Annotated in this window: 25 protein-coding genes; 2 read left to right on the plus strand and 23 right to left on the minus strand. The window is 38.2% G+C overall.

The features are described from left to right. The first annotated feature begins 1 nt into the window (after position 1). Positions 2-1165: a UDP-4-amino-4,6-dideoxy-N-acetyl-beta-L-altrosamine transaminase gene (gene pseC, locus AOG27_RS12155; protein WP_054553282.1), complete on the plus strand. Its 1164-nt coding sequence runs from the start codon at positions 2-4 to the stop codon at positions 1163-1165. Further along, positions 1162-2022 carry an aldo/keto reductase gene (locus tag AOG27_RS12160; RefSeq protein ID WP_054553283.1) on the plus strand — a complete coding sequence of 287 codons (861 nt, stop codon included), beginning with the start codon at positions 1162-1164 and terminating at the stop codon, positions 2020-2022. Before pseC ends, AOG27_RS12160 begins: the two co-directional genes overlap by 4 nt. Here the strand turns inward: AOG27_RS12160 and AOG27_RS12165 are convergent. From AOG27_RS12165 to flgH, 23 genes are all read right to left on the minus strand, one after another. Next, complete coding sequence (locus AOG27_RS12165) at positions 2019-2759, minus strand: WbqC family protein (RefSeq protein WP_054553284.1); 741 nt, start codon at positions 2757-2759, stop codon at positions 2019-2021. The genes AOG27_RS12160 and AOG27_RS12165 overlap by 4 nt on opposite strands. Beyond that, a complete protein-coding gene (locus AOG27_RS12170; protein ID WP_082389263.1) occupies positions 2756-3397 on the minus strand; it encodes a class I SAM-dependent methyltransferase in 642 nt (213 codons plus the stop codon). The genes AOG27_RS12165 and AOG27_RS12170 overlap by 4 nt, the downstream gene beginning before the upstream one ends. Continuing rightward, a complete protein-coding gene (locus AOG27_RS12175; RefSeq protein ID WP_054553285.1) occupies positions 3378-4313 on the minus strand; it encodes a DegT/DnrJ/EryC1/StrS family aminotransferase in 936 nt (311 codons plus the stop codon). The genes AOG27_RS12170 and AOG27_RS12175 overlap by 20 nt, the downstream gene beginning before the upstream one ends. Next, positions 4304-4978, minus strand: a complete 675-nt coding sequence (locus AOG27_RS12180; protein ID WP_054553286.1) for a class I SAM-dependent methyltransferase — start codon at positions 4976-4978, stop codon at positions 4304-4306. The genes AOG27_RS12175 and AOG27_RS12180 overlap by 10 nt, the downstream gene beginning before the upstream one ends. A 1-nt stretch (position 4979) precedes the next feature. Next, the gene (locus AOG27_RS12185) at positions 4980-5954 is read right to left on the minus strand and encodes a glycosyl transferase (protein ID WP_152967143.1); all 975 of its coding nucleotides are present in this window, start codon (positions 5952-5954) and stop codon (positions 4980-4982) included. Next, positions 5926-7287 (minus strand): NAD(P)-binding protein, encoded by a 1362-nt coding sequence (locus AOG27_RS12190; protein ID WP_054553288.1) that lies wholly within the window; start codon positions 7285-7287, stop codon positions 5926-5928. The genes AOG27_RS12185 and AOG27_RS12190 overlap by 29 nt, the downstream gene beginning before the upstream one ends. Before the next feature lie 2 nt (positions 7288-7289). After that, positions 7290-8345, minus strand: coding sequence for a pseudaminic acid synthase (gene pseI, locus AOG27_RS12195; protein ID WP_054553289.1), 1056 nt, complete (start codon positions 8343-8345; stop codon positions 7290-7292). A gap of 1 nt (position 8346) precedes the next feature. After that, positions 8347-9108 carry a cytidylyltransferase domain-containing protein gene (locus tag AOG27_RS12200; RefSeq protein ID WP_054553290.1) on the minus strand — a complete coding sequence of 254 codons (762 nt, stop codon included), beginning with the start codon at positions 9106-9108 and terminating at the stop codon, positions 8347-8349. Continuing rightward, positions 9109-10434, minus strand: a complete 1326-nt coding sequence (locus AOG27_RS12205; RefSeq protein WP_054553291.1) for an aminotransferase class III-fold pyridoxal phosphate-dependent enzyme — start codon at positions 10432-10434, stop codon at positions 9109-9111. Between the two features lie 116 nt (positions 10435-10550). After that, on the minus strand, positions 10551-11036 hold the full coding sequence (locus tag AOG27_RS12210; protein ID WP_054553292.1) for a GNAT family N-acetyltransferase: 486 nt from the start codon (positions 11034-11036) through the stop codon (positions 10551-10553). After that, the gene (locus tag AOG27_RS12215; protein WP_054553293.1) at positions 11036-13144 is read right to left on the minus strand and encodes a 6-hydroxymethylpterin diphosphokinase MptE-like protein; all 2109 of its coding nucleotides are present in this window, start codon (positions 13142-13144) and stop codon (positions 11036-11038) included. Before AOG27_RS12215 ends, AOG27_RS12210 begins: the two co-directional genes overlap by 1 nt. After that, positions 13137-13412: a hypothetical protein gene (locus AOG27_RS12220; RefSeq protein WP_054553294.1), complete on the minus strand. Its 276-nt coding sequence runs from the start codon at positions 13410-13412 to the stop codon at positions 13137-13139. Before AOG27_RS12220 ends, AOG27_RS12215 begins: the two co-directional genes overlap by 8 nt. Further along, positions 13402-13830: a flagellar export chaperone FliS gene (fliS, locus tag AOG27_RS12225; protein ID WP_054553295.1), complete on the minus strand. Its 429-nt coding sequence runs from the start codon at positions 13828-13830 to the stop codon at positions 13402-13404. Before fliS ends, AOG27_RS12220 begins: the two co-directional genes overlap by 11 nt. A gap of 35 nt (positions 13831-13865) precedes the next feature. After that, on the minus strand, positions 13866-15269 hold the full coding sequence (gene fliD, locus AOG27_RS12230) for a flagellar filament capping protein FliD (RefSeq protein WP_054553296.1): 1404 nt from the start codon (positions 15267-15269) through the stop codon (positions 13866-13868). 27 nt (positions 15270-15296) lie between these two features. Further along, positions 15297-15713, minus strand: a complete 417-nt coding sequence (locus tag AOG27_RS12235; RefSeq protein ID WP_054553297.1) for a flagellar protein FlaG — start codon at positions 15711-15713, stop codon at positions 15297-15299. Positions 15714-15796: 83 nt separating this feature from the next. After that, positions 15797-16762: a flagellin gene (locus AOG27_RS12240; RefSeq protein WP_054553298.1), complete on the minus strand. Its 966-nt coding sequence runs from the start codon at positions 16760-16762 to the stop codon at positions 15797-15799. Positions 16763-16924: 162 nt separating this feature from the next. Further along, complete coding sequence (locus tag AOG27_RS12245) at positions 16925-17896, minus strand: flagellin (RefSeq protein ID WP_054553299.1); 972 nt, start codon at positions 17894-17896, stop codon at positions 16925-16927. A 421-nt stretch (positions 17897-18317) separates the two neighbouring features. After that, positions 18318-19283: a flagellin gene (locus AOG27_RS12250; protein ID WP_054553300.1), complete on the minus strand. Its 966-nt coding sequence runs from the start codon at positions 19281-19283 to the stop codon at positions 18318-18320. A 347-nt stretch (positions 19284-19630) separates the two neighbouring features. Further along, positions 19631-20863: a flagellar hook-associated protein FlgL gene (gene flgL, locus AOG27_RS12255; protein WP_054553301.1), complete on the minus strand. Its 1233-nt coding sequence runs from the start codon at positions 20861-20863 to the stop codon at positions 19631-19633. Between the two features lie 2 nt (positions 20864-20865). Further along, a complete protein-coding gene (gene flgK / locus AOG27_RS12260) occupies positions 20866-22881 on the minus strand; it encodes a flagellar hook-associated protein FlgK (RefSeq protein WP_054553302.1) in 2016 nt (671 codons plus the stop codon). Positions 22882-22894: 13 nt separating this feature from the next. Continuing rightward, positions 22895-23863 carry a flagellar assembly peptidoglycan hydrolase FlgJ gene (gene flgJ / locus AOG27_RS12265; protein WP_054553303.1) on the minus strand — a complete coding sequence of 323 codons (969 nt, stop codon included), beginning with the start codon at positions 23861-23863 and terminating at the stop codon, positions 22895-22897. A 194-nt stretch (positions 23864-24057) separates the two neighbouring features. Then, positions 24058-25152 carry a flagellar basal body P-ring protein FlgI gene (locus AOG27_RS12270; RefSeq protein WP_054553304.1) on the minus strand — a complete coding sequence of 365 codons (1095 nt, stop codon included), beginning with the start codon at positions 25150-25152 and terminating at the stop codon, positions 24058-24060. 12 nt (positions 25153-25164) lie between these two features. Next, positions 25165-25848 carry a flagellar basal body L-ring protein FlgH gene (flgH, locus tag AOG27_RS12275; protein ID WP_054553305.1) on the minus strand — a complete coding sequence of 228 codons (684 nt, stop codon included), beginning with the start codon at positions 25846-25848 and terminating at the stop codon, positions 25165-25167. Position 25849: the final 1 nt, after the last annotated feature.

Below are 25849 nucleotides of genomic sequence, written 5' to 3' on the forward strand. Positions count from 1 at the left end.
TATGACGAATAAGGTAATTCCTTACGGCAAACAAAGTATTTCAGAGGATGACATCAACGCCGTAATTGATGTATTAAAGTCTGACTGGCTAACGCAAGGACCTGCTGTTCCGGCATTTGAAAATGCTATTGCAGAATATTGTGGTGCTCACTATGCCTGTGCTACTAACAGTGCGACTTCAGCGTTACATATTGCTTGCCTAGCTTTAGGCGTAGGTAAAGGCGACATTGTATGGACGTCGCCAATCTCCTTTGTCGCCTCGAGTAACTGCGCCCTTTATTGTGGCGCAGACATCGATTTTGTTGATATCGACCTTGAAACAGGCAATATGTCTGTTGCAGCGCTTCAAGAAAAACTAACGTTAGCCAAACAAAACCAGCAACTCCCTAAAGTCGTGATACCTGTTCATCTAGCTGGTCAGTCATGCGATATGGCAGCAATCAATGCACTTGCCAAAAAGTATGGTTTTAAGGTTATTGAAGATGCCTCGCATGCTATTGGCGCCAAGTACAAAGATAAGCCTGTTGGCAGCTGTGCTTATTCAGATATTACTGTGTTTAGCTTTCATCCAGTCAAGATAATTACATCTGCTGAAGGGGGGATGGCGGTTACCAACTGCGCTGAGCTCAACAAAAAAATGAGCCGCTTGCGAAGTCATGGTATTACTAATATTCCTGAAGAAATGAACGAGCCAAGTCACGGCCCTTGGTATTATCAACAGTTAGAGCTTGGTTTTAATTATAGAATGACTGATATGCAAGCCGCTTTAGGACTAAGTCAGTTAAAGCAGCTAGACAACTTTGTATCAGTGCGAAACGACATTGCAACAACATATAACCATGCATTTGCAAACTCAACGGTAGCTCATTTAACACAATCGAATGAGTGTTACTCTAGCTACCATTTATATATTGTTCGTTTAACACAGTGTGATGAAGAAAAACACAAGTCAGTCATTACAGGCATGCGCGAGCAAGGAATTATTGCTCACTTGCATTATATACCTATCCATTTACAACCTTATTATCAAGCTTTAGGCTTTTCTGACGGTGATTTCCCTAATGCAGAAACCTACTACAAACAGGCTGTTACTATTCCTCTGCATCCTGCTATAACAGCAGGCGAGCAGCAATTCGTTATCAATACATTGATTGGTTTAGTATGAAGCTTGCTCTAGGTACAGTGCAATTTGGCTTGAATTACGGTGTCAGTAATCGCGCAGGGAAAACCCGAACCGAGGAAGTTAAGCGAATTTTAAGGCTCGCAAAAAGTGCTTCATTAAATACAATTGATACTGCTGCTGCCTACGGTGATGCTGAAGCTGTTTTAGGCAATTGCACTATTAATGATTTCAATATCGTGAGTAAAGTAAAGCCTTTACCTATTTCATGTAATGAAGAAGAGTGGGTTCACTCTTGCCTTAAACGCACACTTGCCGACTTAAATTTAAACGCTATTTATGGGCTTCTATTACATAACGCTGATGATTTAAAGAAATACCCAAGCCTTTTGGAGATTTTATACAACATTAAAACTAACAATAAAGTAGCCAAAATAGGCTTATCTGTTTACTCTCCAAATCAAGTTAGTCAGCCTATTTTAGAGAAAATTGATTTAGTTCAGTTACCGGTAAATATATTTGATCAACGTTTTTTAACAGCAGATTTATTGCAAAATTTTAAAAATAATAAGGTTGAAGTACACACTCGCTCAGCTTTTTTGCAAGGCTTACTATTAATGTCTGAAGGTGAGTGGCCTGAGTATTTTAATCCTATAAAACATTCTCTTGAGCAGTTTCATTTAATTGCTAAACACTTAAATGTAACTCCTTTGGCATTGGCTATTAATTACGTTGTTGGTATTGAACTAATTGATAAAGTTGTTGTGGGTGTGAACAATGAAGCTCAGCTTGAAGAAATTTTACAGGCGTTAGAAAGCAAGTTAGAACCCAATGTTTTTTATAACGAGCTTTCTATCGAAGACGAAAAATTTATCAACCCTGCCAAGTGGCAACTCGGTTAGTAGAAATCAGCGTAGTGATGCGCCTTCTTTGTTGAGCATTTTATCAGCTCATTAGCCTTGCTGGGGCCGATATTAAACAAACAATCAATCACGCTTAAATGCGACTCAAAATTACCATTTCTTTGAAGATACTCCGGGTGCTCAAAATTTTGATAGTAAACATCTATGTTGTTTTTTACCAATTGCCCACCAGGGGTAAATTCTTCAATATAATCTTTCGCCCCTATCGGCGACAGATAAACGTCACAATCCAATATGTTACACAAGGAAACTAATCGACTATCTTTTACACCTTCAACGTTAGATAGTTTTGAAGATATGAAAGTTGGCGTGTTAATACCAATGTAATCCATCAGAGCCTTAATAAGAGCTATATTAAACTCAGCTACAGTATTTAATTTATCTTTTTCAAATACCGATGAAAGAACTGGGAATAGCTCTTCAAAATAGTCCGTTTTATTATAGTTTTCATAAATACTTTTTAGATGCTTTTTTTTCCACACGGTTTCTTTTACAAATGGCGTGTTTTCAATAGTGGCAGCTGATCTCCCATTAGGAGTTGATACATGGCAACTGAGCATTAAAGGCTGGTTTTTAGCCTTAATCCTATTTCTGATATGCCAGTCACTTTTCTCTAATTTTACATCATCAAGAAATACAAACTTGTCTGCGCTTTGTATCAATGCAAAGTAACCTAGCCATGGTAAATAAGTCGGCTGCATTACACTTAAAATCATACACTGAAGCTCTCTTTGTATAGGCTCAAAGTAAACTCGTAAGGATACCCACCAATTTTTGTGACATAGTCATGTTTTAAATTCACATAAGGGGTCATTTCTTGCTTGCACATGTCAAAAATAACCAGGGGATCTATATAAAATAAAGTAGGATCTTCATACTCTACATAAGTTGATAACGCATTAAAAATAACGGACTTTTCACATGCTGCAAAACTTTTAGTAAGAGCGCTTTTCATAAACGAAAAATTATCAGTTGTTTTGTTATTAAAAACACCACTGATTAAAACGTGATCATAGCCAAGAGGCATAGCATCACTGTGAATATCAAACAGTTTAAATTTAGACTTTCTATCGTCCGAAAATTTTTTTTCGGCAGAATGAATAAACTCTGGGACAAAGTCTAAACCCAGATAATCCCCTGTAAACCCATTATCACGAAAAAATGCCAACATATCTCCAAGTCCGCAACCTAGATCAACAACCCGACTTTTGTTTGATATTTGCTCAAGAAAGATTTTAAACCTAACATTTTGAGCTTCTTTAGAAACATGCTGAACAGATTGATGACTATTACCAAACTTGGCATATAAACCTTGATAATAACTTTTTAGGCTTTCACTCTGACCTGTAGTCATTTATAAATCTCACCATGTTAGTTAATTGAGTTTTAGGCGTAGCAGGCTGAACAAACAAATTTACAATTTTATTTCCGATTTCTTCCGCATTCGGGTAATGACCTTGAGTTTGCAGAAGACCTAAAGAACGGTAGTGGCTAGTGAATAATATGTTTTGTTGCTTTGCTGCATTTAAAAACCGCTCTCTATTTTCAATAAATAAAGGATATCGCCAATACGTTAATTCAGGATTGTATGTAAGCCTTTTAAATTTTTCATTAGAAACAGTTTGCTCTATAAAAGCAATGTTCGACTTTCTGATGGCTGTTAATTTATCTAGCTTTTTTAAACCTTCTAATACATGAGTTATTTGGATAAGATCAGAAAATTGAGCCATTTTATTATCATCTAAGAAGCCTCTAGCCTTGTCAGCAAAAGCCTGACAATTTGTCATTAATGCTCCACCATAGTTTTGGCTAATAGGCTTATCATAGCCAAAACTAATTACTGAGAAATCACCAAAGCTCCCTATTGGACGACCTTTAAATTTTCCGCCATACGCAAGGCAAGCATCTTCAATTAAAATGACGCCTTTTCGCTTAGCATAATCAGCAATTTCATCAATTGCGCAAAAGTGGCCATACCCATGAACAGCAAGAATGGCCGAAATATCATCATCCATTACTGATTCAATTTGTTCAACTTCCATAGAAAGAGAGCTTAGTGAAACATCAGCTAGTACAACTGAATAACCAGCCATTTGCATAGAGAATAAAACGATAGGACAACAACTTGCAGGCATAACTACCTTACTACCTTGCTCTAAACCTGCGCACTTAAGAGCTGTGATAATTGCAAAACTGCCTGAGCGGGTTAAGATGGCATGATTTCGAACAAAGTAACCCGCTAACTCTTTTTCTAACTCGACTAAACCCAAATTCTAATATCCTTTCGGTATGTAGCAAGCACGAAAGTTTCTGGCTGAGTCAATACTTCTACCTTTGTTGTATATGCTGCTAAATCATCGATTAATTTTTTAAAGTTATAAAAGCGCCACTGCGAATAACGATGAATCAGAGGTATCGTTTTTTCATATTCTAAGTCACTATTCCCTTTAATTTCTGACTCAAAGTTCGCATCAAGAATATCACCTAATAGAATTAAGCCGCCAGGCTTTGTGACTCGAATCATTTCTAATACCACTTCTAGAGCATAGTCATATGAAGGGAAGTAGTGAAAAATACTGTAGCAAAGCACTCTATCAAAATAATTATTCTTGAATTTTAAGCTATTTGCTTCTGACTGAGTGAATGCTCCATCTGGCAACAACATTTTTGCTTTGTCTACCATAGACTCAGAGTAATCAACCCCCACTAATTCGTTAAAATTATTAGCTATCTTAGAGAGCAACAAACCATTACCACAGCCTACATCCAAAACATTACCTTTAGAGGCTGAGTTTAACTCAAGCTTACTTAGTACATCTGCACTCAGTGCAAGCCAAGCACTATCATCGAATGGGCGTCCAACCTGCTCTTTAAAGTCAGCACTTGCATTTGCTATTGAATCCCATTCAGCTTGTTTCGATTCAAATTCGTTCATTTCAAACCTTCATAATTTCAAGTGCTAAGTTTCGTGTTGAATAAGTATTATAAGTTTCAATAAATGAATTTACTTGCTTTGTTTTTTGCTTGATGAAACGGGCTATCCCTTGAGTTAACTTATCAACACTTGCATTTTCAGCCAGACCTAAATCGTAAGTTAAATTACTTTTGACTAATTCTAAAGTATCTTGATGTTGTTCGCGTGTTTGTGAAATAGAACAATTAGGTATTAAACAAAATCCAGCTTCATATTTAGCTAACCCTCCACCACTAATGATTAAATCACTATCAGCAAAGTAACTCGAAATATCTTCAGTAAACCCAACTATTTCTACCTTATTATTTTCAACATTGAGTTGCGGCTTTTGTTTATCTATAAGAGTAAAGTCGATACCAGTAAAAACTTGGTCCAAAGCCGCAATAACTTTTACACCAACACCAAAAGCGTCGTAACCCCCTATAAAAATAAGCACTTTTTCAATTTCATTTTTACATGGTAATGCTATTTTTTCTTCCCTTAAAGCAACTAGTTCTGGTGAAAATGAAAAATAATTCACACCTAAGCAGCTAGGATTAGTAGTTTGATAAAATGAATCAGCATTCAAACGAAAATTAATAAGAAGGTTAATAAAATCAAAGTTGTATTGATTAAAGTCATCAATAACACATAACTTAAAGCCCGCACGCTTTAAATTGAGCAGATGTTGTTGAGAAAAATCGTAGCTATCACAAATAATAGTTGTGTTTTCAGCATCACTCAATTCCTTTAGTACTTTAAAAGAGTAATAACTAATTTTTTGCTCAGCAAACAAGTCATAGTTACCATAAAAAAAGACTTTAGGATTATTCGATAGAACACTTATTTGTCTGGCAATGTTCAAACATCTTGATAAATGCCCTAAACCAGCACTTTTCGATGCGTTGCAATAAAAAATAAACTTTACGTTACTTTGCATAGTTAATGATGTCTTCATATGCAAATCTGAGTACGTCATGTAAAAGCCAACAACGTCCACTAAAGCGGCCAGAAACGAGTATATTGCTATATGCTGAGGTTAGTGTCTGATAATTAACGGCGGTCGATTCTGCAAATTCATTTGTAGGTACGGGAAAAGTATTTTCAATTTGTTGAACAAAGCCACTTTGTAATGAAGCACCATCAGCAATCAACCCCATGCTCCGCAAGTCGTTAATCCCTTCACTTAAAGTAAACTCTGCTTCACTTTTATCTCTAAGCACCTCAGCAGATACAGAGTAGCTTTTCTCAGTTCGTAAATTATCATAAAGCGTAATTCTGAAAATTTCAGAGCTCGGGTCCCAGTTCCATAAATAGTGAGATTTATCATTTGTAAGAGGCTTATCAAATGTTGCATGCAAAATATACGCTGTTCTAAATGTAGGACGATAACTATGAATTGGTAGTTCTCCCGCATGTAATGCAAAAACAGGAGGTGCACTCCAGAAAACAAGCTCTGTTTTAATTACATCACTGTTACTTAGTTCTACAGAATCGATTTTACCATTTGATTCAGATATTTTTTTTACCTGAGTGTTAGTGATAATTTCAACGCCTAAAGCCTGTGCTTTATTCACGAGCTCTGATATCCATAACTGAACGCCATCAGTATTAGGATAAAAATAAGATGGCATTGATGAGTTTTGCGCTTTCAAATATGTGTCGTAGTCGCTGCTATTATGAAAACCTAACTTTTTATCTATTTCTGGGTGTTGTTTAAGTATTTTCGTTAAATTTTCATCAAATGCTTTTATCCGGTTAGCACCAAAGTAATTGATACTAGTGTTTGTTGATAAACGTTTCTTATCGACATCCTTACCGTACAGCTTACTAATAACTGGCTTTGCCAAGTTTTCATAAAACGTTGGTCCTAGAGTTTCTTCCAAATATGTTTCTATATCTATTGCAGAACTTGGCAGAACAGAAGATAAAAACTCACCAATACCTATATGATAAACATCTTTATTTAACTTTCTGGCATCAATAGTTTGTGTTTCTAAGTCCCAAGAACCAGCGAAATAGTTTCCTGTTTCAAGGCGTTGAAATTGATGCCACTGTATTTCATTATTCTCAAAGTTAAAGAGAATATCATCCACTTCCTGTATTCCAGTTGTAACTGGAATATGAGTTCCTTGGTCATAAATATTACCTTTGTCATCCTTGACTGAACTTAGCAACCCTCCGACTGCAGTACCTTGCTCAACCAACAAAACTCGATCATATCTTTTTTTTAGTAATATACTCGCGGTGAGGCCACAGACGCCACCACCAACAACAACACATGTTTTCATAACTAATCACCGATACCATCTAATACATCTAAGCTTACACGGTCACCAATTTCGACTTTTCTACTAATTTGTTTACCAATAACTTGATCGAAATATTTAGTATGAAGCCCAAACCCTGGCCTTACAGACTTTATGTCATCAGCAGTAATAACATCACCTTCATCAAGTGGTTTAGCAAAGTACAAAGAACGTCGAGCTAAAATATTCTTTTGTGCTGACTTAGTTATTGAATAATCAACATTACCAAGCGCCTTCTCAGCATCTCTTACAGCACATACCAATTGACTAAATTCATTTTTATCTAACGAGAAAAAGGCATCTACTGAATCATCACTTTTATCTAAAATGAAGTGCTTTTCGATGATTTTAGCCCCAAGAGTTACACTCACAACAGGAGAGATTATTCCTTGCGTATGATCAGAAAGCCCTGCAAGGCAATTAAAGCGATCCTTTATATCTGCAATTGTCGCTAAATTACACTCTTCTAAAGGCGTAGGGTAAGCTGTAGTACACTTTAAAATCGCAAGGTCTTTACAACCACTGTCCCTCAACACTTCAACAGCAAGCTGAATATCTTCAAGATCCGCTATCCCGGTTGACAAAATTACTGGTTTTCCAGTTTTAGCAACATATTTTAAAAGGGGAATATCGGTAATTTCGGGAGAGGCTATTTTGTAAACAGGTGAACCTAGCTCTTCTAAAAGATCAACGGCAGAAAAGTCAAAGGGAGAAGAAAAAATATCAATATCACAACGTTTTGCTTCAGCAAATAATTCTTTATGCCACTCCCAAGGCGTATACGCTTTTTGATATAAAGAATGCAATGAAACATGTGATTGCCACGGATTATCACTAGGTAAGCAGAAATCTGGTTTATCACTGTCAAGTGTGATTGTGTCTGCGGTATAGGTCTGTAACTTAATCGCATCAGCCCCCGATTTTTTGGCTTCTCTTATTATTTCCTTTGCTTTTTCTAAACTCCCACCATGGTTGGCCGACATTTCTGCAATAATGTAACAAGGACTAGTAGAGTCAATTTTTTTTCCATTAATTTTCATATTATTCTCTACCTTGTTGTTCATGTTTAAGAGAAATTAAAAGCCCCTCATTACGAATTACTTGAGCATTTATGGCTTTTATTTCAGGATGATCGTCTAAAAATTCTTTTATCTGTTTATAAGTCACATTGAGAGTATCATCATGCGCATCAGCTAGCGCATTTATAACTTGCCAATCTTCTTGTGTATCTAGAGTAAACCGATAATGACTATCATCAGTGTCATTACTCATTTCAATAACTTGATATTGCTGTTCTTTGTTTTCATAAAAATGCAAGGTGACATGCTCTAATTCAGAGGGTCTTAGTGTTTGTAACGCAAGCCCTTTTAGTGCGCTAGTTTCTACAACTTCACAGTCAACCCCTTCTGCAAACATTTCACTTAAAAAGCCATACTGAGCATGTTCATCAATTACCTTAAAACACAAGCGATCACAAATTTCAGCCTCTACGAAGGGTGTATCACCTGTAATTCGCATCACGAACTCACAAGGATACTGCTCTGTCGCGAGCTGAAACCTTTGTAAAACGTTCTCTTCAGGTCCTCTAAAGTATTTAATCTTATGCTCTTTAGCAACAAGGCATAATTCATCGTTTTCTTGATTAGTCGATGTAAGTAAAACAATATCATCTATACAAGAAGCCTTTTTTAGCCGCTCAACAACATGAACGATCACAGGCCTACCATTTATCTCTTTAAGAACCTTGTTTGGTAGTCTTGAAGACCCCATACGAGCTTGTATGAATGCTATTACTTTAGCCATCTAATTTAACCTTTGAAAACCACTATGGCACACAGGTCCATCTATTAAGCTGGCAATATCTTGGTTACTATCAAGCGCATTTTGCAATAGCTTAAAAACGTCAGTAATAGCAGAAATATACTTTTCACAAACCTCTTCACTATGGGCAATAGAAAGATAAATTACATTACTGGCTAAAAAGCCTCTTTTAAGCATTTCCTGAGTAAACAAAGTTTTAAGTGCCAAGGCTTGATCAGTTGGAAAAATAAAAATTGGTACGCTATCAATGCCAATAATTTTTAAATCAAAGCCAGCTTTGCTAGAAGCATCTAATATTTGCCTTTTGAGTTTGTTACCAATTTCATTTAGTTTTTGAGGTACATCGTCACGCTTAAAAATTTCCAACGTTTTAAGCGCCGCGACAAAACCAACTCTTTCTGTCCAGTAAGAGCTACTAATAAAAGATTGCTGTGCAGCATCCATGACTTCTGAACGACCTATAATTGCCCCAATTGGGTGCCCATTACCAAGCGCTTTACCTAGTACACAAATATCTGGTTCTACCTCTGTTAAGAGGTGTGATGCACCTGTATTTAATCTAAATCCTGAAGAAATTTCGTCGAAAACAACCACTATATTATTTTCATGTGCAATTGCTTTAACTTCTTTTAAAAATTCAACATTTGGTTCACCGTGCCTGAATACTTCCATCATTACGACACCTAATCTGTCACGGTGCTTTTCAACTATAGCTTTAAAACCTTCAATATCACCTTCCTTAAATGGAATAGCGGTATTGTGCAACTGCTTTGGCACACCTGCTGGTTTAAGTCCTGGTAAAAGTTGCTCATCTAAATTTTCACTATCACTAATATTTGTTGCTAAATACCAATCATGCCAACCGTGGTAACCGCAAAATGCGACAGTTTCTTTCTTACTAAAAGCGCGGGCAATTCGAATTGCTAACGTACAAGACTCTCCGCCAGTACGAGTGAAGCGAACAGCCCCTGACCAAGGATGCAAGTCAATCAATTGTCTTGCAAGCTCAACCTCTTCATAACAATTTAAACTACTCATTGAACCATCTTGAATAGCAGAAATAACAGCGTCATTAACCTCATCATTAGCATAACCAAGAGAACTCGTACCTATACCCATAATGGAAAAATCGTAGTAATGATTGTTGTCTAAATCCCAAACTTCACAACCTTTTGATTTTTTATAGTAAGCAGGCCATTGCTCCGGGAGAAACATTTCAGCGCGCTTTGATAATAGCTGATTACCTCCAGGGATAATTTTTTTTGCTTGTTGCCAAAGCTTTGCACCAGAGTTATTTTTTAAGGTCATGAAATACCCCTAGAAGAATATGATTAGATAATATCGATTTGTTTAGGAATATTATAGAGATAATAAATTCCCATATATAGGTTATCGGCAAGGTATCTTCAAAATAAAGTGGTAATTTATGAAAGCGACCAACGCATGTAAATACCTTGATCTTTCTTATCAAAAGTACGAAAACCTAATTTCTCATAACTCTTGATCGCAGGAATATTGTTAGCATCAACACCTAAAATTATTTCACTAATAGAAAGCTGTTCCATCAAGCAGCGTGCAGTTGCAGTTATGACTTCAGCTGCAACTCCTTTACCTCGCCAAGACGGCTCACCGATTAGTATCCCCATTGTGGCTTGTCCACTTTTTTGGTCTATTGGCTCGTATTTAATATTACCGATATGATTGCCCTCAAAAAATATCCCCCAAAGAATACAATCAGAAGCCGTATTTTTTGAGTTTATATACTCTCTTAATGAGCTTATTGAGGAAGATGAGTAAGCAATATATTGCTTACTCATCTTGTCTTCAAACCAACTTAAGTAGCGTTCAGATGCATCTGATTCATTTAACAATCTCAAAGTGAAGCGGTTAGTAGAGATTGATGTATTCATTAAACTGAAGGCTTAGAGTAGTCGAAGCTATAGTCACTCAATACATTCCATCTTGTTCTGTATTGATTAGGAGCTTCAAGAATGAAGTCTTTCCACAGTTCCTTGGCTTCTTGATAATAAGGGATAATTTCTTTGTCATCACCGAAGTTGTAAAGTAATGAAATTAATACCGAAGTTACATACAAAGATTCACCTTCTAAAAGAAGGTAAAGGTGAGTAAAGCGTGGGTGGTTTTTAAATGAGAATAAGTAACGCAGACTCTTTAATAATTGCTGTAATGCATCTGATCGATTATTAATTTCAGAGTCCAAGATTTCAGCCATAACATTACATAATTGTTCAAACTCATTGAAGTCTAGGAACTCTTCTAGATTAATATTCTGCTCTAGTGATTTGAACGGTTCTGCTTTGATAAAATTTATAACCTCATGCTTACTGACGTTCGTAGACTCAATAAAGATGTCTTCTGATAATAATGGCATACTTCCTTTTATGGCAGTACCATCACTACAGTTATAGCAATTTAAACCTGTTCCTAACTTTGACTCTAAAAAGCGCTCCATTTGAACCTTACCGGTGTGCATAAAATGATCAGTAATGACTTCTCCACCGAAGTTACCTGGAACGACCAACTCTCCACCCATTTTTAATGGAGCATGAATCGTTTTACCTTCTCCAGAATAATAATAACTCCCTTTTGAGTGGTGATGGTTAGGATCTTTATAGCCATTATCTGCACCAAAAAGATAAATGTTCTTAAATTCCATGCTGCCAAAAAAGCTTAACGCAGTGTTACCAACAAGCGGGTTACTAAATCCTATCGTTGTTGTTATGCGGTTATTTTTTAAATATTCAGTAATATGAAATAACGATGTACCAGCTTCGTTTCCTTTTAAAGCTACGCCACACCAACCAAAAAGGTCCAAAACACCTGGGTACATTACATTTAAAACAAGTAAGTTTATTTCTTGTCGAGTTTGTTCAGGTACAAATGCGACTAAAAAGTCCTCTGTTGCTTTTGTTCGTTCAAGAGCAACGTGAAAATCAGGGACAATACCGTGATTTAGTAAAGAAGTGGTCGCTGAATTACATGCAACAACAATGACATCTTTTTGATATTTTTTTATCACCTCAATGTCTTTATCAAGAGAAGGCCCGTTCGCAACTATAAAGATAGGAAATTGATTAAAATCAGGTGATATTTTATTTTCTGGCTTTAATAAGTTAACAGGCTTGTGACTGTTTTCAACGGTATGAGCAATACTTAACAAGGCATCATCAAAAAAGCCCCACCCCATAAAAAACTGATGAAAGTTTCCTTTAAATTCAGCTATGAGTCTATTAACAGCTTCTGAGGGATAATGTTGAAAGAAAAGTGCAGAGGCAACACTAAACGCACCTATCTGGTTTGCTCTATCGTGTAACGCTTCGTACATTTCACTTTCTGAAACTCCAATGGCAAAGTAAAGAAAGCTACCAGAATCATCTACTTTTTTTAGAAATGACAGCCAATCAAATGTGAATAAACTGGCGAAAAAGTAATCTTCATTTGGCTCAAAAATACTGATGTAATCGGCAACAAAGTCGTCAAAAAAATGATTAAGGTAGTAGCCTAAACCAACACCAAATATGATCGCACTCGGTATGCGCTCATCAATCTTCTTGTTATCTTCTAAGTTACGACTAGCCTCGTTGTAAACTCGACCAATAGACTTCATTAAATCAATATGAACAAAATTAGTTTCGTTTTTCAAAAACTCAACACGACTATGATCAACTTTACCTACAATTGGATTTAGGAACATTTGCTCAATCTGTGATTTAGATTGCGCTAGAGGATCTTCTCCATATAACGGAACGCCAGTGTCATAATCAACAAAGTTAGCAGTACCGTTCTCATTAAGGAATAATTTAAATTTATCCGATGGCTGGTGAGATAAAAACTTTTCAGCTATCTCAGGAAAGTACTTTTGAAAAGCTTTGATATTAGTTTCAAAACGCTCATTGGCTTGCTCAGCAAAAAGTGATTCTTGTCTATCTTTATTAGAAATATTTTCTAACTGTGCTTCGATTTCTTCAATTTGCTGCTGTTGAGATAGTTCAGACATTTTGGTATTTCTTCAAGTTTTTTTGATTTTTTTGATACTGAGCTAATTGCTCAAAAGTTGATTGCTTTAACTCTGAAACCTGATTTAATAGCGCTTGATGTTTATCTACGATGCTTTGCAGCTGTGTAGAATCTTCAAATTGACCATGTTCAATAGACTTTTTAAATTGTATTTTAATTTCTTCATCTATTTTTAATAGCTTTTCAAAGTCGCCCATATCAATTGCAGTAGAAAACTCAGAAAACAGCTTATCGAAATTAGCCAACATTGGCATCAACACCGTTTTCGTTCAGGGTTTGTTCTCTAATATCGTGAGGAATAGCATCCCAAGCTGATTTGATCTCCTTCAGTAGGTTTGACACTTCAGTGACTATTTCAGGATCATTCTTGATACTAGCATCTAAAAGTCTATCAATCATATATGAATACAATGCGTAAAGATTTTCAGTTACTTCACCACCGACTTCAAAATCTAGACAACCTCTCAACGCTTCAAGTATGGCAGAGGCCTTTGATAAATGTTCACTTTTAGCTTCAAAGTGTTTTTTTTCTATGGCTACTTTTGCATGAACCATTTTTTCTATTGCACCTGCCATAAGCATTTGAATAATCTCATAGCGGTCCGCACCTGCTACGCGAGTTTTTAGTGCTTCTTTTTGATAATTTTTTACTTTTGCGTTGTACATAAATCACCTAATAATAATCTTAACTGCTTTACAAACTATGAATTAGACTTAGTGAACCCAGGTAAACTTGATAGCTGTGCACTTAAATAAGTTTGTGTTGACTGCATTTGTGCCAACAAAACATCTAAACCTGAATACTGCTGTCTTAATCGTGTTTCAAGCTCTTCCATCCTATACTGATGATTTATAACATCATCTTCTAATTCATCTAGTTGACCGTTGAGGCTTTCTTCACGTTGTTTGATTATGCCGTCTGAATCTACATAGTTATCAAGCAGTGCTTCAAATTGTTTCGCAATACCATTTTCACCTGCAAAAGCTTTGCCAATATTATCAAAATTGTCATCCATCGCCTCATTCAAACTTCTTACCAGTGATGATTTTTCTAGATAACCTTCTTTATTAACGCCTAAACCAATATCAAAAATGCTTGTAAAAGGCCCTGCGTCAGTAAGGTTAGTCGATAGTGTATTGACGAGCTGTGAGCTTAATGAGCGTATTGTTGCATCACTATTTAATGGCTTTCCAACTCGTGATTGAAACCCAAGTTGGCCTACAACATTATTATAGTTAGCAATAAGTTCATCAACTAGCTTAGTAATACTCTCTCTATCATACTCAACAAACAGTTTTGCAGTTTCACCGTCAACACTCTGACGTTTAGCTGTAATAGTCATATCTTGTACGGCATCTTTAAACGTATTTGTATCGTTTGTGATTTCGATTCCATCAACTTTTATAACAGCATCTTTGGCTTCGTTACCAGTAGCAATCGCTATACCTCCAGCCCCTCCGCCATTAGCCACCGTAGAGACATTATCAAGTTCAGCATTATCATTAGAAATAACAAGATCATTCCCTGTACCAGTTACATTAGAGGTGAAAACTAATTTAGACTCTGATCCTGTATTGATAATGTTCGCAGTCACACCAAAGTTACTGTTTGATTCATTTATTGCGTCACGCAAATCAGCTAATGTCGCACCAGCATCAAGAGTGATATCAAAGCTTTTGTCACCTGCAGCAAACGACAATGTACCGCCAGAAGCAGTGACAACATCATCTGTTGAAGAAAATAAACCATCATTAGAGGTCGCGCGACTACCCTGCGCAAGTTCAATTACCTCGATGTTAAAATCACCTGGTGTAATATCAGAAGTAGGTGTAACAGAGATGAGATCTCCATCGTCACTTGTTGGTTGCTTTATGTTTGCGATACGTTTATCAAAGTTGTCGGGATCGGCCAATTTCTCGATAGTATCTTGCAGCTTCGATAGAGCAGACTTAACCTCCCCAAGTGCTGAAAGCTCAACCTGAAGAGACTCTTCTTTCTTCACAAAAGCATTCATTTTAGGAGTATTTTCAGCCGAGATAGTTGCCGAGATGATACTCTCAAGATCGAGGCCTGATCCGATACCTGCTGATGTAATTAATGGCATATGTAATACTCCTAATAAAACTGGCGTTTAAACTGAACTATCTACCAGTAAGCCTTTGTTAGTTAATTTATCGGCAAACTCATCCAAAGCTTTAGCTACTTCTCGAAACTCCTTGGTCGGAATCTCTCTAATTATTTCGTTACTTTCTTTATCAAACACTTTGATAACTGGAGGATCGCCAAGCTCGTCAAATTCAAATACTAAATTTGTAGCGGTAACTGGAATGTACTCATTTAACTTTTCTAGATTTTCCTTTACCTCAGCAATTAAATCACGTTTATCTTGCTGGTCTTTTTTCGCAACGTCTTGAACATCTACAGGCTCACGTCCAGCAAGTTCTGTGCCTTTATTTTTTTTTGCATCGTCAAGTTCTGCTTTAAGTAAGCTTGGTGCTGAAGCAGCTATATTATCAGGTGCCTTTTTAAGCGAGTTAACTTCAATCATCGCATCAATCTCCTATAACAACTAAGTTAAGTATAGCCACTGTGCTAAAACTTTCCTTAGCACAGTGGAGATCAACTAACTTATTAACCCAGAAGCGATAAAGCTACTTGTGGACGTTGATTTGCTTGACTAAGGATTGAGCTACTTGCTTGTTGTAAGATTTGCATCTTAGTTAAGTTAGCTGTCTCAGTGGCAAAGTCTGTATCTTGGATACGCGAACGTGCAGCAGATAAGTTCTCAGCTATATTAGACTGATTTCGAATCGTTGATTGGAATCGGTTTTGAACTGCACCTAGCTCAGCGCGTTTTTTATCTACCACTGCGATTAATGAATCCATACCCGCTAATGTTACCTGCGCATTTACCTGACTAGATACACTTATAGCTGTTGCGATATAAGCTGCAGCAAATGTGTCTGTCGTTAATGCTGCACCACCGATGTCTGACGCACCTTCAGCAAGGCCAGACAAACGATCACCTGTAACTGCACTTGCGATACCGGCAATACCAGATAAAGTGAAGCCACCATTCGCCGAAAGAGAACCAGTTGTAGAACCACCAACGTTTTGCATACTAAAGCTAATAGTTTGAACAGCATCAGCACCTACTTGGAAATTCGCATCATAAGAGCCATCTAATAAATTTTGGCCACCAAAGGTAGTATCTTCAGCAACACGATTTACCTCAGACATTAGTGAACGAATTTCTTCTTGAAGAGCTAAACGATCTTCATCAGTGTTTGAACCATTTGATGCTTGTTGAGCTAGTGTGCGAACACGTTGAAACATTGACGTTACTTCGTCAAGCGCACCTTCAGCTGTTTGTGCCAGTGAAATACCGTCGTTAGCATTTCGGTTACCTTGATTTAAACCATTAACTTGGCCTGTTAAACGATTAGAAATTTGCATACCAGCCGCATCATCCTTTGCGCTATTGATCCGCAAACCAGATGAAAGACGTTGGAACGAGGTGTCTAAAGAGTTGCCAGATTTCATTAACTGGCGCTGTGCGTTCAAAGAACTCACATTAGTATTTACATAGATAGCCATAATAGCCTCCGCTTTATCATTTTATAGCTAAATAGCGGGATACCCCTACCCTGCTATTTAACCGACTTAGAGTCCTAGATTGATAGTTCTCTAAATCAGTTATCGTCTGATAAAGCGAAAGCTTTAGCTTTATTTGTAAAATTTTTAACTATTTTTTAAATTTTAACCTTGTAGCAAGCTTAAGGCAGCCTGAGGTCTTTGATTTGCTTGACCTAAAATTGTTTGACTTGCTTGCTGTAAAATTTGATTTTTAGTCAATTGCGCTGTTTCAGCGGCAAAATCAGCATCTTTAATTCGTGATTTTGCTGCCGATAAATTTTCTGAAATATTTGCTTGGTTACGAATAGTTGATTGAAAACGGTTTTGCACCGCACCCAGCTCTGCTCGCTTTTTATCTACTACGGCGATTAAAGCATCCATTCCTGCAAAAACTAACTGCGCATTTACTTGAGTTGAAACTGAAACAGAAGAGGCTCTAAACACTGCATCAAATGTATCAGTTGTCAACGCCGCACCACCAATATCTGAAGCACCTTCGGCTAGACCTGAAAGCTGCTGACCACCAACGGCACTTGCTATACCTGCAATTCCTGAAAGAGTGAAACCACCATCTGCAGATAAGCTATTAACAGCTGCCGTACCACCCACATTTTGCATACTAAACCCGATTGTTTGTACTGCATCTGCGCCTATTTGGAAACTAGCAGAGTAACTACCATCAAGTAGGTTTTGACCACCAAACGTAGTATCAGTCGCAATACGATTAACTTCGTCCGATAACTGTCGAATTTCTTCTTGGATAGCTAAGCGATCTTCGTCTGTATTTGAACCATTCGCAGCTTGCTGCGCTAAAGTTCGGATTCGTTGGAACGTAGATGTAATTTCATCCATCGCGCCCTCAGCTGTCTGAGCAAGTGAAATTCCATCGTTCGCGTTACGGTTACCTTGATTCAAACCTAGAATTTGTGACTGTAAGCGGTCAGAGATTTGCAAACCAGCAGCATCATCAGCCGCACTGTTAATGCGAAGACCTGATGAAAGACGTTTAAAAGAGGTATCAAGATCTGTACCTGTTCTATCCAACTGTCTTTGTGCGTTTAATGCACTAACATTAGTATTTACATATAAAGCCATAATAAACTCTCTTCTTTTCTGTCAAAGTTAAGTCACTTTAAAAGTGAATTTGACAAAGTGACTTGTTACAGCGGCAAACCTGAGTCGCCTGGGGCAAAAAACTGCCACTTTGCGGATTAATTAGTTAACTTGAAAAGGTAAGAGCAATTAGTAGGCCAACTATTCAAAAAAATAATGAAAAAGGCTCCATTTGGAGCCTTTTTAAGAGATAAGTTTAAGAGTGGGTTCAGTTAACACAAATTATGGCATAATTTGTGCTTTATATTTTATGTTCTTACAAATGTTAGAACACTACTGTCAGGATTTTGAGCGCCTCCGCTTTATAATCCTAATCTAGCGCCTTTGTTAATACCCCATTAGACAAAGGCGCTTTTCTTTTAAGTCAAAGTTTTGACTTCACTTTAACTCAAACTTTCAACTATTAACCTAGTAAGCTTAATGCCGCTTGAGGACGTTGATTCGCTTGGCTTAAGATTGTTTGGCTAGCTTGTTGTAAGATCTGCATCTTAGTTAAGTTAGCAGTTTCTTGAGCAAAGTCTGTATCTTTAATACGTGATTTCGCAGCACTTAAGTTTTCAGAGATATTAGATTGGTTACGAATCGTAGATTGGAAACGATTTTGTACCGCACCAAGCTCTGCTCGCTTCTTATCTACTACCGCAATAAGTGCATCCATACCTGCTAATGTAACCTGCGCATTTACTTGGCTTGACACACTAATCGCTGTTGCGATGTATGTAGCAGCAAACGTATCAGTTGCTAATGCTGCGCCACCGATATCAGATGCACCTTCGGCTAAGCCTGATAGACGGTCACCTGTAACAGCACTTGCGATACCTGCGATACCTGACAATGTAAAACCACCGTTAGCAGACATAGAACCTGTAGCTGAACCGCCAACATTTTGCATACTAAAGCCGATTGTTTGTACAGCGTCAGCACCTACTTGGAACTCAGCGTCATATGAGCCATCTAATAAATTTTGACCACCAAATGTTGTATCTTCTGCAACACGGTTTACCTCAGACATTAATGAGCGAATTTCTTCTTGAATCGCCAAACGGTCTTCATCTGTGTTAGAGCCATTCGCTGCTTGTTGAGATAGTGTACGTACACGTTGAAACATTGCTGTTACTTCATCAAGAGCACCTTCAGCAGTTTGCGCTAAAGAGATACCGTCGTTCGCATTACGGTTACCTTGATTAAGACCATTAATTTGCGATGTTAAACGGTCAGAGATTTGTAGGCCAGCCGCATCATCAGCAGCGCTGTTGATACGAAAACCAGATGATAAACGTTTAAATGAAGTATCTAGTGAGTTACCAGAATTCATTAATTGTCTTTGTGCGTTTAATGAACTAACATTTGTATTTACATAAAGTGCCATGATATTTCTCCCGAAGTAAACTTATCATTTACTCTCAAACTTACTCTAATTAAGCCGTAGCGGTTATTTGCTACGTTGCTTGGTTAATTAAGTTATCGGTCCGGTAAAAAAATCCTTTAGCGAATTTTTAAACAAATTTTAAAATTTTATTTAATACACTGTATTTAAAAGAGAAATATCTTATTTTTTTAACTAAACATCGCTTCTGGTTACTTTAAAAGCCGCTATCACGATGTTTTGCTAAAGATATAAATACTAAAAAGAAAGCACTAAAAGCACTTTTAAAGTGTGAATCTTAAGGAAGGTTTTGTAGGTTAAGCTCATTAAATAAGCTTAACCTATATAAATTATAAGTAATCAAATAATGAGAGGTTAGCCAATCGGCCAAATGTTGCCTGTGCAGCTTGCAATGATGTTTCCTGTTTGGTGAGTTCAGTAATCGCTTCAGCCATATCAAGCTCCACCAATTCAGATTTAGCTGCTTTGTTACTCACGTCTAAATCACTATTAGACTGCTCAATTTTCTTGGCGGTATTTAAACGCCCTCCTAATCCAGCCTGTACAAGTGAAACCTGATTTTTAGCATTATCGAGTTGTACAATGGCATCTGCTAAAACTTGATCAAACTCTTCCTGGGTTAAATCAGGATTGGTTAGTCCTGCTATCAGGTCATCCAAAGTATTTAACGCATTCTCTTTTTGTGGTGCTTCAAGGTCAACATCAACTTGGCCGTTTGCAACAGGCGAAACAGAAATTTCCATACCTTGATATTCAATTTTGCCGTCTTCAAAGCTGCCACTATCAATCGTTACACCCGCTTGCTGCACAACAAATGTATTAGGTGTGCCTGTGGTAGTAATAAAGCTTAGTGTATTAGCATTTGCGGCTGCGGCAGGATCAGCGTTGTAATTTGCCTGATGAAACTTATCGAAATCAGCTTGCTCAGTAACATAAATTTTTGAGCTTGTGATACCGCCTGACACAGTGCCATCGTTTGAGGCCACATTTAGTCGAGCATTTACTTTTTCGAACGTATCAAAACCATTGTCACTTGATTTAATTTCTACACCTTCAGCTACTTTGATTTTGTGTTGCCCCTGATCGCCACCATATTCATAGCGACCAGAAGTATTATTAAAGGTGTAAGACGGAGTATTATCTTGGTAACCTGAAAAGATAAATTTACCGTCTTCGGTCTTTGCATTCATCAAATCAAGTACCGTACTTTGCAATGCTTTAACTTCTTCAGCAATACCTTCACGGTCGATATCACTATACGCACCATTACCAGCTTGAATAGATAAAGTATAAGCAGACTCAAGCGCACCTTTAATATTTTGCAGCACACTTTCTTCTGTTGTTAGGCGGCTATTCAGCATAGTAATGTTTTTTGTGAACTGCTCATTACCCTGAATGCGATCTGTATAAAGTAGTGCGCGAGCCGTTGCGGAAGGATCGTCAGCAGCAGTTAATACACGCTTTTGGGTATTAACCTGCTCTTGTGCTTTGTTTACGTTTTGCTGTGAGTTAAGAATAGAATTAAGATTATTCTTATACATCATGTTATTTGAAATACGCATAATTACCTCGCCGCACTTAATAAGGTGTCAAAAATAGTACGTGCTGTTGAAAGGACCTGTGCTGATGCTGCATACGATTGTTGAAAGCGCAGTAAGTTTGCCGCTTCTTCATCAAGGTTTACACCTGATAGTGATTCATACCAAGCTTCAGACTGATCAGCCAATGCTGTAAAGGCCGCACCATTCGTTTGGGCTTGACTAGTCACTACACCAATATCAGTGACAATGCCTGAATAGGCTTGATTAAACGTTTTATGATTATCAGCAGTACTACTTGCTTCAACATTTTGACGAACTAGCTCACCATTTTGTAAATCAGCCAATAGCAAACCATTACGGTTATCATCAAAACCACCAGTGTTAAACTCTACTGTGAAGGTGTCACCTGTTGCAGGTGATCCTTCAATATTAAAGTCAAAGCCGTAGGTATCGTAAGGCGCGCCAGCTTGAGCAAGAATATTCTCAGCAGGTGGTGTAATGGTAAACGTCGATGTACCGTTCCCGTCCGTAATTTGATATTCGTTAGCATTTGCCGTTTTCACTAATGTGATATCGCCATTCGCCAAGCTAGGAGGTGGCCCCACGGTAATACCCGTTGAGTTATCAATATCTGAAACTGTACCAGCAGAAATACTTGCATCACTGGTGTTATTAATATCAGTAGCAGTTCGAATAGGTGATGCTAACGCTAAATCTTCAGGGCGTTCAGTTGCAAGCTCGAGGGTCGTTGCAGCTTGTGAATTTAGCTTCACCATAAATTGGTCACCCGTATTCGCAGCACCCGATACATTAAGCTGTAAACCAAATGAGTCACTTCCTGCAGGTGTAATTGTTGAAGAATCAATGACCCCCCCCACGATATTTGCTGTAGCAGGACTACCTAGCGGCTCACCTTTATTATCAATAGGCTGGATTTCAACTGTTGAAGCACTCGTATAAGTTACAACAAAGTCACTAGCAGGCAATTCACTGCCGAGTCCCGGCTCAACCGTTGCCGTCATCGTTGATGTGCCCGTATTAGCTTGATAGCCAAACGCATCTACCGTTGGAATAGCAAAGATATCACCACCAATTTCACCATTGGCGTCCATACCTAAGCTATTTTGTTGGTTAAAGGCATCGGCTAACGCTAAGCCCATTTGACCAAGTTGATTTTGCGCTGGCACTAAAATATCGTCACGAAATGCCAGTAAGCCACCAATTTTGCCTTTCAATTTACTTACATCAACTTCAAGCGGCACGGCTTTGCCACCGTTTACATCAAGTTTTAATTCTTTAAAGTTCGGATCAGGGTCGCCACTGAATGAAAACAGGTTAAATGTGCCGCTTTGCATGACAAGTGCTTGACCTGAGCCTAAATAAACTTGTTTTTCGCCGTTGTTGCCATCGAGTGTTTCAATATCAATCAGCTCAGATAAGTCACGAATTGCTTTATCACGTTCATTATATAAACCACTTGATACTGACTCACGATCAGTGCCATGAACAGATGCAATCTTGGTATTTAGTTCGCTGATGCTTTGAATTAAGTTATTTGCTTCATCAGAGAAGATTTCTAGCTGCTCATTTACCACGGCTTTTTGGTCAACCACAATGCTCGACAATCTGTCCATTTGATCAATTAAGTTTTGTGCATCCGTCATGACCAGTGAACGAGCAACTGTTGATGACGGTTGATTTAAGCTTTCTTGTACGTTGTTAAAAAACGAGTTGATACTGGTTGATAAGCTGTTTGACTCTTCAGAAAACAAGCTATCTACTCGGCTTGCTTCAGTTACAAACTGATCAAAGAATGCTTTATTTGAGGTATCTCTATTTAATTGCTTTTGCGCAAATTCATTCAGTAAGCGATACGTTTCACCACGACCGACTTGGTTATCGATCATGGTTGTGAACTCAGTACGCTCACGCACATAGCCCTCGGTATTAACGTTGGCGATGTTTTTACTGGTAGTTTGTAAAAGCTCAGAGTTAGCTCTTACACCGGCATTTGCTATGTCATATAAGCTAAATGACATGAGGGTCTACTCCTTAACGTACCAATGAAGCAGCGACGCTTTGAAGCTCAACGCGCTTCAATACCTGCTTAATTTTATCGGCATAATTTGGATCAGTTGCATAGCCTGCTTTTTGTAACGAATCTAAAAAGGCTGCAGGCTCTGCGGTATTATTAAGTGCTTCTTGATAACGTGGATTTTCATTTAAGAAATCCACAAAGTCGTTCACACTGTCTTTAATCGATTGATAAGAGCGAAAACTTGCTTGCTTTTTAACTGGCACACCTTGTTCAAACTCAAGCGTGACTTTGCTTGCTTTATCACCTTGCCAGCTCCTATCCGATTTAATATTGAATAAGTTGTTACTACTTGTGCCATCAGCTTTACTGATGATGTGTTTACCCCACCCAGTCTCAAGCGCCGCTTGAGCAACCATTACAGCAGGGTTTAAACCAATTTTTTCAGCCGCATTTTTTGCATGTTCCCAAACAGAGCTAATGAAAGACTCTGCATCTTCAAAGCGGTTTTCTGTTTGCTCGTTCGCAGCGGTATCTGCAACAGCGTTTGGCTCAGCTTTAATCTTGTGACTGTCGCTCGTTGCACCGGTTGCGCGCTTATCACTATCGAACTCAGCCGTCGTTCTAAGCACAGAACCTGGAGTAAACTGTTTACCATCTGGCGAGAGTTGCTGAACGATTAAGTCAGCTAGGCCTAGCGAGCCGTTTGATGAAAGCTCAACCGATAACTGTTGGTCATGCATCTCTTCAAAAAACTTAACGCCGCTTGAATTAAATGGGCTATCTTTATCTTCAAACGCTTCATTTGCTTTACGCATGCTTTTCAGCAGCATTTGAGTGAAGATAGATTCAAATTGTGCCGCCGCTTTTTTCAGCGCCTCTTTTGACGCATCGCTAGAGGCATCACTTTTTAGAGCACTTTGACGTAGCGAGTCTAAGTTGCCTAAATCAAAAAAGTTTTGCTTGTCGAGATGATTAGTATCCATCAGCTTTTTGACACAATAGTTAATAATGAAAATTAAAATGCAAAAATTGCGCCAATAAAAAACTATATAAATGAATGGCTAATAACTGATACAGGAATGGAGTAACTTCAGGGCCAAGATTTTGACTGATGTTTGTATGCTGAACGATTTAAGAATGACTAAAACAAAAAACGCGCTCGACAGCGCGTTTTAATTTAAATGATAACCAGTTGCCCGTTTATCGCCCCCGCTTCTTTTAAAGCTTCAAGGATTGCCATTAAATCACCCGGTGCGGCCCCCACCTCATTGATTGCGCGTACGAGATCATCAAGATTAACACCTGGATTAAATACAAAAGCACGTGAATCATCTTCGTTCACATCAATAATACTTTGATTGGTAACGGTAGTTTCACCATCACTTAAAGCGTTTGGCTGTGACACGTTTTGCTGCTCAGCAATCGTAACCGTTAAACCACCATGAGTTATTGCCGCAGGCTGTAGCTTCACGTTTTTGCCAATCACAATTGTACCTGTGCGGGAGTTAACAATAATTTTTGCTGCTGTGTCTGCAGGCTTAAACTCTAAGTTTTCAAGGGTAGATAAATAAGCAACACGTTGAGATGCATCACGCGGTGCTAACACTCGCACTGACGCTGCATCAATTGCCTGAGCACTGTCAGGCCCCACCAAATCATTAATCGTTTGCTCTAGGCGCTTTGCTGTTGTGAAATCTGGGCGATTTAAATTAAAGGTAATGTAGTCACCTTGCATAAACGGGCTCTTAATAGCACGCTCTACAATGGCACCGTTTGGAATACGACCCACTGTGGGTGTGTTAATAATTACACGGCTACCATCAGCCCCTTCCGCACCTAGACCACCAACAACTAAGCTACCTTGTGCAATCGCATAGGTATTGCCATCAACCCCTTTTAAAAAGGTTTGTAATAAGGTACCACCACGTAAACTACCCGCACTACCAATAGACGAAACCGTAATATCAATGGTTTGACCCGGTTTTCTAAATGCCGGTAACTCTGCATGCACAGCCACAGCTGCAACATTTTTAATCTTAGGTTTTAAGCTATCTGGTAAGGTGATACCAAAACCATTTAACATGGCTTTAAAGCTTTGTTGAGTAAATCGGCTTTGTTCGCCTGTGCCAGGCAAACCAACAACCAATCCATAACCCACTAATTGGTTAGAGCGTACGCCCTCAACCATAGATACATCTTTGACTCGCTCAGCCTGTGCAGAAAACTGCAGGCTAATTAAGCAAAGAGCGATGATGTATTTAAACCCATTCATGACTTTATTCCTCTAAAATGGGAAAAGCGAACTACTAAAGAAACGAGACAGCCAACCTGCACTTTGCGTTTCTTGAATTTGCCCTTTACCTGAGTATTGAATTCGCGCATTAGCAATACGATTGGAAGTTACTGTGTTATCTGCTTGCACATCTTCAGGACGAACTAAACCTTCTAGGCGAATAAATTCTTCACCAGTATTCAAAGTGAGCCATTTTTCACCACGAATAACCAAGTTCCCATTCGGTAAAACACGCATCACATTGACAGAAATATCACCAAATAAGCTATTTGATTGGTTAGACTTTGAATCGCCTTTAAACGATGCCCCTGAGCCAATACCAAACTGAATGCTGTCGCCACCAATGTTAACCGGGTTTCCGCCAAGCCCAATAACAGGGTCTAAACTAGCATCTGTTTCTTTGTCGGTTTCAGTTTTTGCCGCTTTAGTTGCTTGGGTAGACTCTTGCAATTTAACAGTGATGATATCGCCGGCGCGTAATGCCTTTTTATCTGAGTACAAGTCATTTGCCGAATAACTATCAAACAACGAACCTGTTGGTACCACTTGTTCAGTACTTGGTTCCGGATACATAGGCGCATAGTAAGGGTCATCCTGAACCACATGATGATTTTGCGTTGTCATACAACCACCCAGCATCAATGCTGCTGATGTGACTAAGATAATATTACGCATG

This window comes from Pseudoalteromonas lipolytica, assembly GCF_001306915.1.
Lineage (GTDB): Bacteria > Pseudomonadota > Gammaproteobacteria > Enterobacterales > Alteromonadaceae > Pseudoalteromonas > Pseudoalteromonas simplex.

Excerpts from the sequence above, each read along its gene's own strand:
- pseC (WP_054553282.1), top strand. The coding sequence starts at position 2 with ATGACGAATAAGGTAATTCCTTACGGCAAACAAAGTATTTCAGAGGAT.
- AOG27_RS12160 (WP_054553283.1), top strand. The coding sequence starts at position 1,162 with ATGAAGCTTGCTCTAGGTACAGTGCAATTTGGCTTGAATTACGGTGTC.
- AOG27_RS12165 (WP_054553284.1), bottom strand. The coding sequence starts at position 2,759 with ATGATTTTAAGTGTAATGCAGCCGACTTATTTACCATGGCTAGGTTAC.
- AOG27_RS12170 (WP_082389263.1), bottom strand. The coding sequence starts at position 3,397 with ATGACTACAGGTCAGAGTGAAAGCCTAAAAAGTTATTATCAAGGTTTA.
- AOG27_RS12180 (WP_054553286.1), bottom strand. The coding sequence starts at position 4,978 with ATGAACGAATTTGAATCGAAACAAGCTGAATGGGATTCAATAGCAAAT.
- AOG27_RS12185 (WP_152967143.1), bottom strand. The coding sequence starts at position 5,954 with ATGAAGACATCATTAACTATGCAAAGTAACGTAAAGTTTATTTTTTAT.
- AOG27_RS12190 (WP_054553288.1), bottom strand. The coding sequence starts at position 7,287 with ATGAAAACATGTGTTGTTGTTGGTGGTGGCGTCTGTGGCCTCACCGCG.
- pseI (WP_054553289.1), bottom strand. The coding sequence starts at position 8,345 with ATGAAAATTAATGGAAAAAAAATTGACTCTACTAGTCCTTGTTACATT.
- AOG27_RS12200 (WP_054553290.1), bottom strand. The coding sequence starts at position 9,108 with ATGGCTAAAGTAATAGCATTCATACAAGCTCGTATGGGGTCTTCAAGA.
- AOG27_RS12205 (WP_054553291.1), bottom strand. The coding sequence starts at position 10,434 with ATGACCTTAAAAAATAACTCTGGTGCAAAGCTTTGGCAACAAGCAAAA.
- AOG27_RS12210 (WP_054553292.1), bottom strand. The coding sequence starts at position 11,036 with ATGAATACATCAATCTCTACTAACCGCTTCACTTTGAGATTGTTAAAT.
- AOG27_RS12215 (WP_054553293.1), bottom strand. The coding sequence starts at position 13,144 with ATGTCTGAACTATCTCAACAGCAGCAAATTGAAGAAATCGAAGCACAG.
- AOG27_RS12220 (WP_054553294.1), bottom strand. The coding sequence starts at position 13,412 with ATGTTGGCTAATTTCGATAAGCTGTTTTCTGAGTTTTCTACTGCAATT.
- fliS (WP_054553295.1), bottom strand. The coding sequence starts at position 13,830 with ATGTACAACGCAAAAGTAAAAAATTATCAAAAAGAAGCACTAAAAACT.
- fliD (WP_054553296.1), bottom strand. The coding sequence starts at position 15,269 with ATGCCATTAATTACATCAGCAGGTATCGGATCAGGCCTCGATCTTGAG.
- AOG27_RS12235 (WP_054553297.1), bottom strand. The coding sequence starts at position 15,713 with ATGATTGAAGTTAACTCGCTTAAAAAGGCACCTGATAATATAGCTGCT.
- AOG27_RS12240 (WP_054553298.1), bottom strand. The coding sequence starts at position 16,762 with ATGGCTATCTATGTAAATACTAATGTGAGTTCTTTGAACGCACAGCGC.
- AOG27_RS12245 (WP_054553299.1), bottom strand. The coding sequence starts at position 17,896 with ATGGCTTTATATGTAAATACTAATGTTAGTGCATTAAACGCACAAAGA.
- AOG27_RS12250 (WP_054553300.1), bottom strand. The coding sequence starts at position 19,283 with ATGGCACTTTATGTAAATACAAATGTTAGTTCATTAAACGCACAAAGA.
- flgL (WP_054553301.1), bottom strand. The coding sequence starts at position 20,863 with ATGCGTATTTCAAATAACATGATGTATAAGAATAATCTTAATTCTATT.
- flgK (WP_054553302.1), bottom strand. The coding sequence starts at position 22,881 with ATGTCATTTAGCTTATATGACATAGCAAATGCCGGTGTAAGAGCTAAC.
- flgJ (WP_054553303.1), bottom strand. The coding sequence starts at position 23,863 with ATGGATACTAATCATCTCGACAAGCAAAACTTTTTTGATTTAGGCAAC.
- AOG27_RS12270 (WP_054553304.1), bottom strand. The coding sequence starts at position 25,152 with ATGAATGGGTTTAAATACATCATCGCTCTTTGCTTAATTAGCCTGCAG.
- flgH (WP_054553305.1), bottom strand. The coding sequence starts at position 25,848 with ATGCGTAATATTATCTTAGTCACATCAGCAGCATTGATGCTGGGTGGT.